Annotated in this window: 8 protein-coding genes and 2 pseudogenes; 4 read left to right on the top strand and 6 right to left on the bottom strand. The window is 56.9% G+C overall.

What is annotated here, in order from left to right; all coding sequences use genetic code 11:
• Positions 1–209: 209 nt before the first annotated feature.
• The 3 genes and pseudogenes from ACVIN2_RS12085 to ACVIN2_RS12075 form a co-directional block, all read right to left on the bottom strand.
• On the bottom strand, positions 210–443 hold the full coding sequence (locus ACVIN2_RS12085) for an H-NS histone family protein (RefSeq protein WP_231171148.1): 234 nt from the start codon (positions 441–443) through the stop codon (positions 210–212).
• 60 nt (positions 444–503) lie between these two features.
• Positions 504–3920, bottom strand: coding sequence for a VCBS domain-containing protein (locus ACVIN2_RS12080; RefSeq protein ID WP_456769697.1), 3417 nt, complete (start codon positions 3918–3920; stop codon positions 504–506).
• Positions 3921–4250: 330 nt separating this feature from the next.
• Positions 4251–5321, bottom strand: a pseudogene (locus ACVIN2_RS12075) (FecR family protein); the annotation flags it as partial.
• A gap of 441 nt (positions 5322–5762) precedes the next feature.
• On the opposite strand from ACVIN2_RS12075, the gene ACVIN2_RS12070 reads away from it, so the two are divergent.
• Positions 5763–6242 (top strand): hypothetical protein, encoded by a 480-nt coding sequence (locus tag ACVIN2_RS12070; RefSeq protein WP_456765763.1) that lies wholly within the window; start codon positions 5763–5765, stop codon positions 6240–6242.
• A gap of 184 nt (positions 6243–6426) precedes the next feature.
• Here the strand turns inward: ACVIN2_RS12070 and ACVIN2_RS12065 are convergent, their stop codons facing one another.
• Complete coding sequence (locus ACVIN2_RS12065; RefSeq protein ID WP_456769696.1) at positions 6427–6822, bottom strand: helix-turn-helix transcriptional regulator; 396 nt, start codon at positions 6820–6822, stop codon at positions 6427–6429.
• A gap of 159 nt (positions 6823–6981) precedes the next feature.
• Between ACVIN2_RS12065 and tnpC the strand changes: the two are divergent.
• Positions 6982–8111 (top strand): annotated as a pseudogene (tnpC, locus tag ACVIN2_RS12060) (IS66 family transposase); the annotation flags it as partial.
• Positions 8112–8128: 17 nt separating this feature from the next.
• Here tnpC and ACVIN2_RS12055 read toward each other — a convergent pair.
• Positions 8129–8890: a hypothetical protein gene (locus tag ACVIN2_RS12055; RefSeq protein ID WP_456765762.1), complete on the bottom strand. Its 762-nt coding sequence runs from the start codon at positions 8888–8890 to the stop codon at positions 8129–8131.
• Between the two features lie 93 nt (positions 8891–8983).
• Between ACVIN2_RS12055 and ACVIN2_RS12050 the strand changes: the two genes are divergently transcribed.
• Positions 8984–9973: a Hint domain-containing protein gene (locus tag ACVIN2_RS12050; protein ID WP_456765761.1), complete on the top strand. Its 990-nt coding sequence runs from the start codon at positions 8984–8986 to the stop codon at positions 9971–9973.
• 58 nt (positions 9974–10031) lie between these two features.
• On the opposite strand, the gene ACVIN2_RS12045 is transcribed toward ACVIN2_RS12050, so the two are convergent.
• Positions 10032–11069 carry a helix-turn-helix domain-containing protein gene (locus tag ACVIN2_RS12045; protein WP_456765760.1) on the bottom strand — a complete coding sequence of 346 codons (1038 nt, stop codon included), beginning with the start codon at positions 11067–11069 and terminating at the stop codon, positions 10032–10034.
• 683 nt (positions 11070–11752) lie between these two features.
• Between ACVIN2_RS12045 and ACVIN2_RS12040 the strand changes: the two genes are divergently transcribed.
• Positions 11753–14047: a Hint domain-containing protein gene (locus ACVIN2_RS12040; RefSeq protein WP_456765759.1), complete on the top strand. Its 2295-nt coding sequence runs from the start codon at positions 11753–11755 to the stop codon at positions 14045–14047.
• The last annotated feature ends 547 nt before the right edge of the window (positions 14048–14594 follow it).

The following is a 14594-nucleotide window of genomic DNA, read 5'->3' as shown; positions in this document are numbered from 1 at the left end:
GATCCGGGGGCTTCTGCCGTTGATCGTCATCGGTCGTAGCGAGCAGATGGTTGGCAAAGCTAACTCCCGCTGATCTGCCAAAAGGGGCGAGCACGCGATGGTGAAGCTCTCCGAGCTGCTGGTGCTCAAGTCGAGTCGATCATGAGCCGCCTCAAACCGCAGCATCGAACAAGTCAGCATCGAAGGTCGACGTCCGACAGGATCATGGGTTATTTGAGTTTTAGATCTTCGAGTGTTGTTCCTGCCGCAAGTAGGTCGTGTACCCATCGCGGCTGACTCCCGCGTCCACACCACGTCTGTGACGGATTGTTTGGGTTTCGGTATTTTGGACGGACACGCGGATATGGCTTCCGCGGCTTGGTCAGGTGAGATTTTAGATTGGTTCGTTGTTGGATCGTCTCGCTAATTTCATGATGATGAAGCAAAAGGTCGTCCAACGACATGGATTGATAGTCCCTCATCGCTACCTCCCCGGTGCTAAAAAGATCTTGTAATGGAAATGCTTATGAGATGATCCCTTGGTGGGCGTACGTGACCAGTGCGTGGCCCGGTAAATTGGAAACAAGATTGAAAGAGTCCGCAGTGTAGTCGCCAAGAAGAGTCAGGTGAGCGACTTCTGCTCCGTTTGCGATGGTTAGCGTGCCGCCGGTGTTCGCATTCTGGACGTAACTGATAGTGGCTGAATCGGGGTTGAAGTTGTTCAACTCGATAACGTCCAAATCGTTGAACCCTGAAATCGTACCGTTGAAATGGAAGGCATCTCCGAGCGACAGGGTGCCGCCACTAGCCAGGCCAAAAACCACGTTGGCGTTTGAAGCGGCCTCGAACTCAAGCAGGCTTGGGCCATCGATAATCGCTGTGCCGTTTCCACTAACGGCACCTTTGACCGTCAGATTGGCAGTATTCGCCCTGAGGAAGCCCGAATTGTCGACTGCGCTGACAACGATCAGGCCTCCTGGTCCAGAAGCCTCCAAAATTCCCGCGTTGTGGATCACATTCGAGCCAGTGTCGATGATAAGCGGTTGGTTGCCTGTCGCGTTGACGTTGCCGGCGTTGATGAAGTTCAGTTGTCCGTTGCCCAATTGACCTGCACCGGAGATGACGTTGTTTTCGTTGTTCAGGGTGACATTCGGGCTGGTTCCCGAAATGATGTTGCTGTTATCATCCGAGAGCAAAAATTGCCCGCCCCCCTTAAGCGTCAATCCGGGTTGAATGAGCTGCACGATGGTTTCGTCGCCTGCCGCGCTTACTAGGACGGTGCCGGTATTGTTCATTTCTCCACTGATCGGGAGTAAGGCTCCGTCAGAAACTGACATCGTGCCAACATTGCTGAACGCTGGTGCCAGATCGAAAACGAAATTGCTTGCCGTTAGCGAAGAGGATGAGATGCCCGGTAGCGTAATAGATTGCTCGTCACGCAGCGCAATGACGGCGCTGCCGGAGACATCGTCCAGCATGTGCGCTTGAACGTCGCCGAAGTCGGTGGCGGAAAAGCCGATCAGATCGATTTGATCGGCACGAACATCGAAATTGTAAAGGAGGTCATGACCAATGGGTTGCGAGAACACGATCAAGTCATGACCGCTCGCCGCCGTAAGGAAATCGTCGCCTGCATAAGCGAAGATTGGCGTTCCTTGGGCGTAAGCTTCAACATTGTCAGCGACGACGTGGTTCGTACTTGTACCGTCCTGCGTGGTGACCACTTCAGTTATTTTTAGAACCGCGGCGCCTTCGAAAGTACCCGGCGTTGTTATCGACAGAGATCCAGGATCGGCTGGTTGCACCGACCAAGTACCATCAGCGCTTCGAACTCCATCGATTACGGTCCAGTCGTCCGCAACGCCGGCGAGTGTGACAGTGACTATGGCGCCAGATTGCAAGAACGGGTCGGCTAAGCCGAGATTGATTTCGGAGCCAGCGACGCCAGCCGGAGCTCGATGCGGCGGATCATCATCGCTGATCGTAATAGTCGCGACCTTGGCAGTGCCATCAATGGTCTGAACGGTGAAGGTGTCTTTGAGATGTTGGCCTTCATCGAGCCTGTGTACCGTCGGGTTTGAATAATCGAGCGTATAGGTCCAAATGCCGGACGCCGTCAGTTGATAAGTGCCGTAGCCGTTGCTAGTGGCCGACCCGGCAGGCTTCGGTATGAAGGTATTGGAAGTATTGTCGATGTCGGTGTCGGTTACTTTGCCGGTATCTATTAACTTGCCGCTACCCGGGCCGTCATCGGGTATCTCCACATTGCCGCTCAGCTTCCCTGAGATCACCGCGGCATCGTTGCTTCCGGCAATGGTAATGTCGATCAGCTGAGAAGCGGAACTGTCGGCCGATTTCACAGTCAGGGTGTCGTGGACGACCTCGCCGCCAGCAAGCGCCTGGACCTTGGCGGCAGAGTTATCGAGCGTGTAGCTCCATTCGCCGGTGGCAGGATCGAACGTGAACGTCCCGTAGCTGCCGGCGAGGGAGGCCGGCGTCTGGAAATGGTCCTGGCCCGTGTCGATATCCTGGACCGTCAGCGTGCCGCCCGCAGTCAGCTTGCCGTCTTCCTTCACCGCGCCATTAGCTGTTCCCGAGATCACCGCGGCATCGTTGCTGCCGGTGATGGTGACGTCGATCAGCAGCGAAGCGGTGCCGTCAGCCGATTTCAGGGTCAGGGTGTCGTGGACGACCTGGCCGCCGGCAAGCGCCTGGACCTTGGCGGCCGAGTTGTCGAGCGTGTAGCTCCATTCGCCGGTGGCAGGATCGAGCGTGAACGTGCCGTAAGCTCCGGTGAGGGAGGCAGGTGTCTGGAAATGGCCCTGGCCCATGTCGACATCCTGGACGGTGAGCGTGCCGCACGCAGTTACTCTGCCGTCTTCCTTCACCGCGCCAATAGCTGTTCCCGAGATCACCGCGGCATCGTTGCTGCCGGCGATGGTGACGTCGATCAGCTGCGAAGCGGTGCCGTCCCCCGACTTCACCGTTAGCGTGTCGTGGACGACCTCGCCGCCAGCAAGCGCCTGGACCTTGGCGGCGGAGTTATCGATCGTGTAGCTCCATTCGCCGGTGGCAGGATCGAACGTGAACGTGCCGTAACTGCCGGCGAGGGACGCGGGCGTCTGGAAATGGTCCTGGCCCGTGTCGACATCCTGGACCGTGAGCGTGCCGCACGCAGTTAGTCTGCCGTCTTCCTTCACCGCGCCAATAGCTGTTCCCGAGATCACCGCGGCATCGTTGCTGCCGGTGATGGTGACGTCGATCAGCTGGGAGGCGGTGCCATCGGCCGACTTCACAGTCAGGGTATCGTGGACGACCTCGCCGCCGGCGAGTGCCTGGACCTTGGCAGCAGAGTTATCGAGCGTGTAGCTCCATTCGCCGGTGGCAGGATCGAACGTGAACGTCCCGTAGCTGCCGGCGAAGGAGGCAGGTGTCTGGAAATGGTCCTGGCCCGTGTCGATATCCTGGACCGTCAGCGTGCCGCCCGCAGTCAGCTTGCCGTCTTCCTTCACCGCGCCATTAGCTGTTCCCGAGATCACCGCGGCATCGTTGCTGCCGGTGATGGTGACGTCGATCAGCTGGGAGGCGGTGCCGTCGGCAGACTTCACAGTCAGGGTGTCGTGGACGACTTGGCCATCGGCGAGCGCCCGGACCTTGGCGGCCGAGTTGTCGAGCGTATAACTCCATTCGCCGGTGGCAGGATCGAACGTAAAAGTGCCGTAGGCTCCCACGAGTGAAGCCGGCGCCTGGAAGTTACCCTGCCCGGTATCGATGTCCTGGACCATCAGCACACCGTGCGCTGTCAGCCCGCTGTCTTCCTTCACCGCACCGGTTCCTGTTCCCGAGATCACCGCCGGATCGTTGCTTCCGGTGATGGTGAGGGATAGAGCCCTATGAAAGATTTCGGATCCGACTCTGCTATCGAATTCGATTACAATCACGACGTTCTGATTGGCGCCAAGAAAAGCAAACTTTGCCGGATCATAGCTGATTGCGCCAGTGGCAGCATTGAGAGTTAGAAGCTTTGCCAGATCGGGGCCGAGTGGAGCGGCGGGGGGCCCGCTAACAGATTTGATTGTGCCGGTCCCTGCGATGTATGGAACGAGAACATCAGCAGGGTTGGAATCGGTGATGATAACCTGATCGGCAATTGTGAAACTCGATTTATCTGACGCAGGAATCACATCGACAGATTTGATCGAGATGAACGGAATGAACAGTTCGCCCGGTTGGTTAAATGCAGCCGTTTTTTCGGGGGCGATCGCAAAGTTAAAATTCGGGATACCGGCTTGGCCGCCTGCACTGTTCATCGCCAGACCACGGCTGTCGGGGATGACCGTGTCGGTGAAATTCGTCGTGAGCCTGGTATTGTCCGAATTCGCGCTGAACTTCAGCGAGAACACATCGGAGATCAGCTTCTGAACATCTGGCGACAACAATGCATTGGAGATCGAAACATTGCCGCCGCTGACCTGGATCATTTGTCCAGCTTGGTTGACTGTGCCGATCGGTAGCAGCGTGACCTTGTCGAACAGGACGTAGGAGCCCGTGGTGCCGTCGGGCTCGACCAGAACCTGGAAATTCGCCTGGGGCTGCGGATCGCCACCGCCCGGCGGCACGAAGAAGCTTATCTGGGATAGCACGGCGGTCCCACGGATCCCCATGGTCGCGACCGGAGTATCGATCTTCATGTCGCCGTGCTTAGCGGTCTCACCAGCGACGAAAGTTATTGTGCCCGCGATCAAGCTGAGTAGCGATGAGTTGCTCGACCCATTGGGGTCGTAAATCATCTCGTTCAACACCATCCTCGCATTTGAGGACAGGCCGAACACTGTACCGTCGATGAAGGTGACGCCCAGGGTTGTATCCGAACCCGTCACCAGCACGTCGCCCTTCTCGACGTCGTCGCCATTATTCAGGATAATCGACACGCCATTACGGATCGCGGTAGCGCTGCCCGCCAGCTTCGTGACGTGGCCTATAACTTGGGCTGTCGCTGTGCTCGGCGCTGCCTGAGCATACTGAACGTGGCCGGCGAGCGCGTTGACAAGATCTCCGCTGAGATGGGCGCCGTCGGGCGAAGAGAGCGCTGCGCGCTTCTCACCCTTGAAAAAGTCATGAACGACGAACTCCCGCCCATCATTAGAGAGGACGAGGTCGACGCCAGCACGCTTGTACTCGCCGTGAAATAACAGATTGGGATCAGGTACGAGGAGTGCGCCGTCGGGCGCGTGTCCGTGAGCCAGTACGGCAAACGAATCCACGTGACTCGAGGCGAAGGGGTGAAACTCCCGGCCATCGATAGCAGGACCCGCGGCGTCAAATCTGCCCGTGTAATTCAATTGGGCACCGCCAATAAGCTAGTATTAAATCGACAAAATTCTCGTCAAATTTGTATCACTCTTGCCGTAGTAAGTAATCAACCAGAGCGTGATTAAAGCTGAATTAGGTCTGGCAGTATTACTTACGTATTTCCTATGACCTGCCTATCCGCCGAAGCTGCGACGTTCGTCCTGATCTCAGAAGATCCGCGAATCTCTCTACGTGGGCGGCTTTGCTCAACCGCGCCACTGAAGCGTCTTGCAGCTGCTTCTACGAGTAAGAACACCCGACCAACAGCACTCAGAACGACAGCGTCGTGAGATCAAGTTGAACCTGCGATCTTGAATCCCTTGGGAGCTCGCGCCAAAGCTATCTGGTAAACTCAGGAGATTGCCGGGTTAACTTTTTCCGCGGACAGCGGTCATCTCTGCGACGAGTTAAGGTAGCAAGTGGAGAATTAAATGAAAGCGCTCATCATATTATCATGCTTTGCCATCCTTACATCTTCGTCTGTTTGCGCACAGCGGGCTGCGGATTCGTTGCCGGAGATGACGATTGACTGCTATCAATCGTTTGCGAGCAAGACGCTATTTCCAGAGCACGACGATAGGGACGTTGGAATCGACAGCGATGTTCTTGAGAAGCCGTTAGTGCGGTACCGACTTCAGGTTGTCGGAAAAAACATACTCAAGATTATCAGGGACCCAGATCGCCCAGCGTTTCGAACTGAGTACGGCAAGACGGTCTGGGAGATGAAAAGTGATTTCACGAACAAGCACCAGATCGTAGCTTGGAGGGAGGACAAGACCGGTGGAATCGTGAGGCTTTTCACGTTCGATTTTGTGGACCTGTTGTTAAGCACGGTTGACATCTCACCCGCGCGCTCGATTGCCGCCGGTATCGAGCTTCACGTCATGAAATGCAGTAGCACGAGACCCTAAGCTCTTGCGGGGCATGGTCTTGCCAACAATTTTGACCGAATGCCGCAAAGTGAAGAAAAGATCCGCGCAGAGTATGACGAAGCTCTCGAGCGTTAGAGTTCGATTGCGTTGATTAGAGTCCGCAGTCGGGCATAGCCATTTTGCGTGAGGCAATTGAGCGGTCCCCATCAACGCGCGAGCCGCCTTACGATATCTCCGAGAGCCAGCGTGCGAGAGGTCCCATCTCTTCGATGGTTAGAACTCGGGACTTGGGAAATGCGACCTGTGTCTTCCGCGTGGTACGGGGTGGCTGTCCAAACGTAGCACGAAACGCACGATTGAAGGCGGGGATGCTTCGGAAGCCGGCGCCGTATGCTATGGGCCCAATGCGCCGGTTCTGAAAACCAGGAGCCATTAGTTCCTGGTAGGCACGGTGAAGGCGTCTCATTCGTATATAGGAAGCGACACCACCGACTGGTTCAAATAGCCGGTAGAGCGAGGCGCGCGAAAGCCCGAACGTACGCGCGAGCTTCTCAGCAGGAGGTGCTGCGCCCAAGTCCCGCGCAGTCAAGTTGGTCTCGATGAATTGTGACAGCGTCACGAAGCTTTCTAACGGTGGTGCGTGGGGCGTATGTACATTCGGCTCCGCGGCTGCAGCCGCCGCAACGACATCTGCTGTCAGAGACGCAACGCCGCGCACCAACTGGTCCAAAACGGACGGCGTTGTGGCGTCCAACTGAGTGAGTAAAGCTCGCAGGGCTGCGAGAAGATCAGCCAGCCGCCGGCGCCGTTCCACGCGACGCCGCGCGGCTTCATCGGCCCACAATTGCTGGCGACGATTCTGTTCGACAAGTTCGGCATGCACATCCCGCTTAATCGCCAGAGTGCGCGCTTTAAGGCCGCGGGGATCGACCTGCCATTGTCGACGCTGGCCGACCAGGTCGGCCACGGGACCTTCGCCGTCATGCCGCTCTTCCACTTGATCGAACGCCATGTGCTTGCTGCCGAGCGCCTGCATGGCGACGACACCACCATCCGCATCCTGGCGAAGGGCAAGTGCAAGACCGGTCGGATCTGGACATATGTGCGGGATGACCGGCCCTTCGCCGGGCCAGCGCCACCGGCGGCGGTCTATTACGCCTCGAGCGACCGTCGAGGCGAGCATCCACAGAAGCATCTGGCCGCCTTCGCCGGTATCCTGCAAGCTGATTGCTACAACGGCTTCGAGCCGTTGTTCGATCCGCAGAAGAAGGTGCTGCCGATTACGCCGGCGTTTTGCTTCGCCCATGCGCGGCGGGGCTTCTTCGAGCTGGCCGACATCGAGAAGAACGCTTGGGAAGGCCACAGGGGCAAACCGGTCTCGCCGATCGCGTTGGAGGCGGTCAGACGCCTCGACGCTTTGTTCGAGATCGAGCGCGCCATCAACGGCCGCGGCGCCGACGAGCGGTGCGCCGTGCGCCAGGAAAAGAGCAAGCCGCTTCTCGAGGACATGCATGCCTGGCTGCTCCTCGAGCGCGAACCCCTCTCGCGCTCCTCCGAGGTCCTGAAGCCCATGAATTACATGCTCAGGCGCTGGGACGACTTCGCCCGCTTTCTCGATGATGGCAGGATCTGCTTGACCAACAATTGTGCTGAGCGCGCATTGAGAGGCATCGCCCTGGGAAGGCGCAATTGGACCTTCGCCGGCAGCCTGCGCGGTGCCGACCGCGCCGCCATCATGCTGACGATGATCACCACCTGTCGTCTCAACGATGTCGATCCCAAGGCCTGGCTCGCCGATATCGTCGCCCGTATCGCCGATCTTCCCGTATCGCGTCTGCACGAACTGCTACCCTGGGAATGGAAGCTCCTCCGCCAAGGCGACACTCCGCCGATCAGCAGGCTGCCTGATCTTCACGCAACGCCCTTCATAGAGCTCGTCGCGCTTGCGCGCATGCGTCAATCAGGCGGCCTTCGTCGTATGCGTACGTACGCGCGAGCTTCTCAGCGCCCAAGTCCCGCGCAGTCAAGTTGGTCTCGATGAATTGTGACAGCGTCACGAAGCTTTCTAACGGTGGTGCGTGGGGCGTATGTACATTCGGCTCCGCGGCTGCAGCCGCCGCAACGACATCTGCTGTCAGAGACGCAACGCCGCGCACCAACTGGTCCAAAACGGACGGCGTTGTGGCGTCCAACTGAGTGAGTAAAGCTCGCAGGGCTGCGGTTGCGACGACCGTTCCCGGTTGATCGGCCTTGACCACTCTCGCGTTTAAAGTTGTAAGGCCCTTCAGCCGATCCGGCAGTTGCGACCGCGGCAGCCACAACGTCATTTCGGAAGAATTGGTCCTTTCGCTTTCGCGGACCAATTCTATTGGCTCGCGCAGGTCCAAGAGCAAGATGTCGCCGAGCCGACCTGTTGCGCCGCTCGCGCGCTCGTCGATCGTCCCGCTCAGAATTACGCAGATTCCCACTTGCTCGAACCGGCCAAATTTTGACGGGTCGTGGACGAGGCTCGCGCAATCGCAGGAGCTTTGGGTGATGACGAAACTGCTGCTGGCCCAGACATCGATGGCACTCTTCTGGTTTGGGAAAGGCGTTGGCGACGTGAATATCGGCGATACGGCTGCCAGCCACTCACCACCGCTGTCTCCCCCAAGCTCTGATGACCAGTGGAAAGATCGTAAATCCATTTGCTCATTATTTCTCAAGTTACAGTTATTTTGTTTCACCGTATATCAACGGCGTTGGCAATCCGTTATGAGGAACTTGGGCTAGGTTAAATATTGGATTTCGAGGTTATGGCGATGGCTGCAAAAACGAGTGAGGAATTTAATTTCGCATACGAGTTGGTAAAGACGGGCGGAACATTTAAACTGGTCGATGCCGATTCCACGTCACCTGGCGTCAACCCGGTCGCCTTTGGGGTGAAGGCGGTAGACCAGTCCGGAAATGATCCGCTCGATCACGGCGACAAGGTCAAAATCCGCGACGTCGCAAGCGGCTCGCTGAGCAACGGGAACAAATATACCTTCCTCGCGACTGCGGATCTGGCTGGCCATAACGGCATCATCATCCAGGACAACCACGGTAACTATTTCTTTCTGACGGATACCGCGTATTCCGGCAATTTGAACGGCCAACACGGCAGGCTGACGAATGTCGACACAACTGCCGAGGTCACATTCTGCTTCTACAGCGGTACGCTGATCCGGACGCCCCAGGGTGATGTGGCTGTAGAAGCACTCAAGCGTGGCGACCTCGTGCTGACCCATGATGGACGCACAGTCCCGGTCGATTGGGTCGGCATCCAGACGGTATCGACTGTTTTTGCTGATAAGATGCGATCGCTTCCAATCCGGGTCCGCGCGGGGGCTCTCGGCTCTAATACGCCAACGCGGGATCTTTTAATCTCACCTGATCATGCGCTGCTTGTTGACGGCATGCTGATTCAGGCTGGTGCACTCGTTAACGGCTCCTCCATTACGAGAGAACCGGAAGTTCCTGCAACGTTTACGTACTATCATGTTGAAGTCGAAGACCATTCGCTGGTGCTTGCCGAAGGCACGCCAGCAGAGACTTTCATCGATAACGTGGACCGCTTAGGGTTTGACAACTGGGCGGAGCATGTCGCGCTATATCCGCACGGCAAGCAGATTGATGAACTTCCATATCCGCGGGCAAAAAGCCACCGCCAAGTACCGGTAAGCACTCGGATAGTTCTTGCGGCGAGAGCGGAAGCGCTCGAATCTTCGCCGCAATACCACGTTGCTTAGGTTGGTGGTCTTCGTTGGAAGGCGGCGCAGCAATGCGTCGTCTTCTTGCTTTGGGTCTTCACCGCGGACGTAGCGAATTGTTTGTCTCAGCCAAAAGCCGGGCCAATAGGCCGGGCTCATTTTGCAGCGCCCTTCGTATTGGAGAGGTATCGGCCATTCTTTTTCGCGCCTCGCGCGGACTAAGGCCGTACGCTTTCTGAAACAGTCGATTAAAAGCGCTAATGTTCTGATATCCCAATCCGAACGCGATTTGTCCGATCCGGCGATCGGACAAGCCGAGAGCTGTTATTTCTTGGTAGGCCCGCTTCAGTCTGGCGGCGCGAATATAGCTCGCAACTCCTCCGACCGGCTCAAATAATCTTGCGAGAGACGCTCGCGATAAGCCAAAAGATTTTGCCACCATGTCGGGGTTTAAAGTGGCGGTCGTCAAATTTCGATCGATGTAGCGCCTTATAGTCACGAATGAGACCAGCGGGGTTGCGCCCGTTGGTCTTGCTTTGTGAAGCAGCGGGCCGATTGCACGCGCGACAAGCTCGAAGGTGCCGTTTGATAGCGCGTCCATCTCTTGAGACGTCATCTTGCCGGCCCATTCCGCCAATGCGCGCAATGCCGACCCAGCGATTGCACCGACAGGAGTGGTTCCCCTTAGAAGCATTCCGTGCAAATCTAAGTCTTCGATTAGAGAAGCCGGAACGCGCGCGCGGGGAACCCAGAGAGTGATCTCGGTCGTAGTTTTTTCTCGGGCGGAGACGCGGAGGTCAAGCGTCTGCGACAAATCGACGAAGAAAACGTCTCCACCCCGAGCCTCCACGATTTGTTGCCCAACTACCCCCGCAACGCTGCCTGAAAGGACTAGTCGAAGGGCGAGATGGTCGAGGCGGTTCTGAGCGATTGTTTCTGTTGTCCGTCTCAGTCGGACAGGAGAGCTGGACGACTCTGTCAAGACGGACTGGTTCGCTGGATAGCTCGTGAGGTGGCCTCGAAACGTTGCAACCTCATCAGGATCCTCTACTACATCGAAAACTTGTGCCCACGCGTGCTGCCAATTTGCGAACGGTCCTCTTTGGGCGTGTATCTGGCGCACGGAATCGCTCATCGATTTAATTCTTTAACCAAATCTCGTTTTGTTAATGTTAATCACTATTTGCGCGGCGCTGCCAACGTCTTGCTATCTTGATAGTACTGTTTGCCATTCATGCCAAAAACTTTGCAGTTTATGCAAGTCAAATCGGCCCCCATTGAGGGTGGTCTTTAAAAATGCATTAGGTCCGGCTCCTAAATAGTAATCGTTTTTTAAACAATTAACGCAGGGGCTGATTATGGCGAGCAAGACTTGGTCCTCGGGCAACAACTGGAACACGGCTGGGAATTGGAGTCCGTCGGGTGTGCCTGTGGCCGGCGATGATGTGATTCTCAATCGTTCTGGAAATCAGACGCTTACTTTGGATGTTGCGAGTTCCGTTGCTCTAAAATCGCTGACGATCTCCAATAGCCTAAACACGCTCGCGATAGGTGCAAACACCTTGAACGTGACTGCCGGCGGGGGCAACTGGCATCTCTGTTGGAACTGGTAGCATCACTATCGCGGGTGGTGTCATCAATGACACTGCAGGCATCTCTACCCTTGCGGGGGGCGACGTCACCGGCCGTGGAACAATAAATGTTGGAACCTCCATCACGGGCCTTGGATCGGTCGTCGCAAGCGGCGGAACGCTCGAAGTCAATGGTGCCGTATCCAGTATTGCAGCTCTCTCCATTGTCAGTACAGCGAAGCTCCTGTTGGACAAGACGAGCAGCGCGACCACGATTTCATTTTCGAGCACGGGCGGTACCCTCGAAATCAATACCAATGGCACGCTGTCCGTCACCAACGCCTTGGCCATCGGTAACAATACCGTCAAGCTCGACGGGGCGTCCGGCACGGTGCAGCTAACCGACGGCAATGGTCTGACCCTCTCAGGAGGTACTATCTCGGGTACCGGTACAATTGCATCGGGCACGAACCTGAGTGGTACGGGTACTGTTGCTATTTCTATTGCGAATTCGGGAACGATTACAGCAACTGGTGGAACCCTCGATCTCACTGGAGCCGTGACCAACCGTACACTTGCCATTTCCAGTTCGTCGGCGTCGGTTTTGAAGATCGATGGCACGGTTATCGCTGCTGCGCTGACAATTGGCAGCGCGAATCAGACGCTTGAGGTGGGCACGAGTGGAAATCTCACGCTAACCAGCGCTCAGACGTTGACCAACGGCAAGATCCAGCTGGATGGAGGCACGCTCACCGACACCTCTGGCATTACTTTGACAAGCCCGGGGCAGATCATCGGATCGGGGACGATCGCTACCGGGACAACGGTCAGTGGTACGGGAACCGTCACTGCAAACGGTGGCACGCTCGACATCTTCGGGACAATTAACAGCGGTGTGAAGCTGGCGATCGGCACCACGACCGCTTCAGTTTTGAAAATCGATGGTACGGCGACTTCGTCGACCGCAATTTCTCTGACGGACTCCGATCAGACGCTTTCCATCGGCGCAACGGGTGCACTTACCATAGTGGGCGCGTTACAACAGGATGTCAGCGGTGCGCACATCGTCTTGGGCGGTGGATCGCTGACTGCCTCCGGCGGCATCCATCTTCACGGTTCGGCCAGCGTCAGCGGCTTCGGGACTTTGAATGTTGGCACGTCGAACGGATTGGATACGAGCCAATCCGGGATTATCACGGCCAGCGGAGGGGTACTTAATCTTGTTGGAAAAGTCGATCTGACGGGTGCCAGTTCCGGCAATGTCACGATTGCAACGGGATCTGCTTCCACCCTGGAATTTTCGGGTGGATCGGCTTCAATCGATGCCATCACGATCAACAACGTCAACCAAACTTTGGAAGTTGGTGCTTCTGGTTCCCTCTCAATTTCAGGCGCGCAAGGAATCACCAACGGCACGATTCTTTTGGCGGGAGGCACGCTAACCGATACGTCGGGACTGACCGTCGGTGCAGGCGCGAAGCTAACCGGCTTCGGTACCGTGGGTACGGGAACGACCGTCAATGGAACGGGTACGATTACGGCAAGTGGCGGGGTGCTGGAATTCAAAGGTGCAGTCGACACAACCAGCTCATCCATTTTCCACGTCGCTTCTACCGGGACCCTCAAGTTTGACGGTGCGGTGGGTACGGCTGCGATCAAGCCGACCGTCGCCTTCGATTCAGCTACCGGCGTGCTCGACCTTTCAAGCATGAGCGGCGAGTCGAGCAATTTTCATGGAGTTGTTACCGGCTTCAAGTCAGGCGATCAGATCAAGCTTACGGTGGCAGGCGCTGGCACAGAGACCTACACGACGAGCTTTAGCGGTGGGCAAACAACGCTGATCATCAAGCAGGGCTCCACGACAGTCGGCACGGTGGTTCTGCAGGGAGATTATCGCAACGCGCACTTCTCTATCGGGGAGAGCGGCACTCTCGACACTATCACCACCGATGCAGCCTGTTTCATGGCGGGCACGATGATCCAGACGCCGAATGGCGAGGTTGCCGTTGAAGAGCTTAAGCGCGGCGATCTCGTCTTGACGAGTGACGGCCAGGTGAGGCCGGTCAGCTGGCTCGGCGTGCAGACCGTTTCCACGCGCTTCGCTGATAAGATGCGTGTTTGGCCAATCCGGGTGCTCGCAGGTGCATTGGAGCAGAACGTGCCTTCTCGCGACTTGTTGCTTTCGCCAGACCATGCCCTCTTGGTCGAGGGTGCACTAGTCCAAGCGGGAGCGTTGGTGAATGGCACGTCTATTCTGCGCGAAACTAATGTCCCAGAAGTATTCGTCTACTATCACGTCGAGCTCGATGATCATTCTTTGATCCTGGCCGAAAATACACCGGCGGAAACTTTCGTCGACAACGTGGATCGTTTGAACTTCGACAACTGGGCCGAACATCAGGAGCTCTACCCCGAGGGCAAGCCGATGACCGAATTGTCCTATCCCCGAGCGAAAGCGCAGAGGCAAGTTCCGGTCCGCACCCGGATCACGCTGGCTGCACGGGCGCAAGCTATCGGAGCCGACGCGACGGCCGTAGCCTGAAGGTAAAGGCTCCAGCAGCTTAGAAAATGGCGCCTACGGGCGCCATTTTTTTACCTTTTGTGGTGATCAGAAGACCAGAGTCCAATTCGTTGAGCGCTAAGCTTTGCAGCTTTGCCGTCATGATCGGCGTCGCAATGATGACGGTGGGGCTGGCTCCACGTTCGGAGTTGGCAAACCACTCAGGACTTGTGGCCTGATGGCAAAACCGCTCAGCGAGCGTTTCTTCAAATGACGAGGGGGCGAAGTGATCCCGCGGTCAGCATGTCGTCGACTGGTCTGGTTACCGCGGGCGAGCTCAACAACTGAGTGCCCGTCCGCAGCCAGATCCGCGGTGCCGCTAAAGCCGTGTCTTCGGTTCACGCGAATAACCGCGCTGGTGTCAAACTCGCGAGCGGCCGACCGTCTCTTGCATTGAGAGCCACGTCGGTCCGGACAGCGTGTTGATCTCGAAAAGCGTCGCGTCACGCTGGCGGTCATTCTTTTACCGAACAGATCGACATCGCCTTGAAAGGCGCCACCGCGCCAATTAGTCGAACCAAAAACGAAC

It is taken from the genome of Bradyrhizobium sp. USDA 3650, from assembly GCF_054057395.1.
Note: the sequence above shows the minus strand (reverse complement) of the source record. Positions and strands in the feature narration are given on the sequence as shown.

Excerpts from the sequence above, each read along its gene's own strand:
- ACVIN2_RS12045 (WP_456765760.1), bottom strand. The coding sequence starts at position 11,069 with ATGAGCGATTCCGTGCGCCAGATACACGCCCAAAGAGGACCGTTCGCA.
- ACVIN2_RS12070 (WP_456765763.1), top strand. The coding sequence starts at position 5,763 with ATGAAAGCGCTCATCATATTATCATGCTTTGCCATCCTTACATCTTCG.
- ACVIN2_RS12055 (WP_456765762.1), bottom strand. The coding sequence starts at position 8,890 with ATGGATTTACGATCTTTCCACTGGTCATCAGAGCTTGGGGGAGACAGC.
- ACVIN2_RS12085 (WP_231171148.1), bottom strand. The coding sequence starts at position 443 with ATGTCGTTGGACGACCTTTTGCTTCATCATCATGAAATTAGCGAGACG.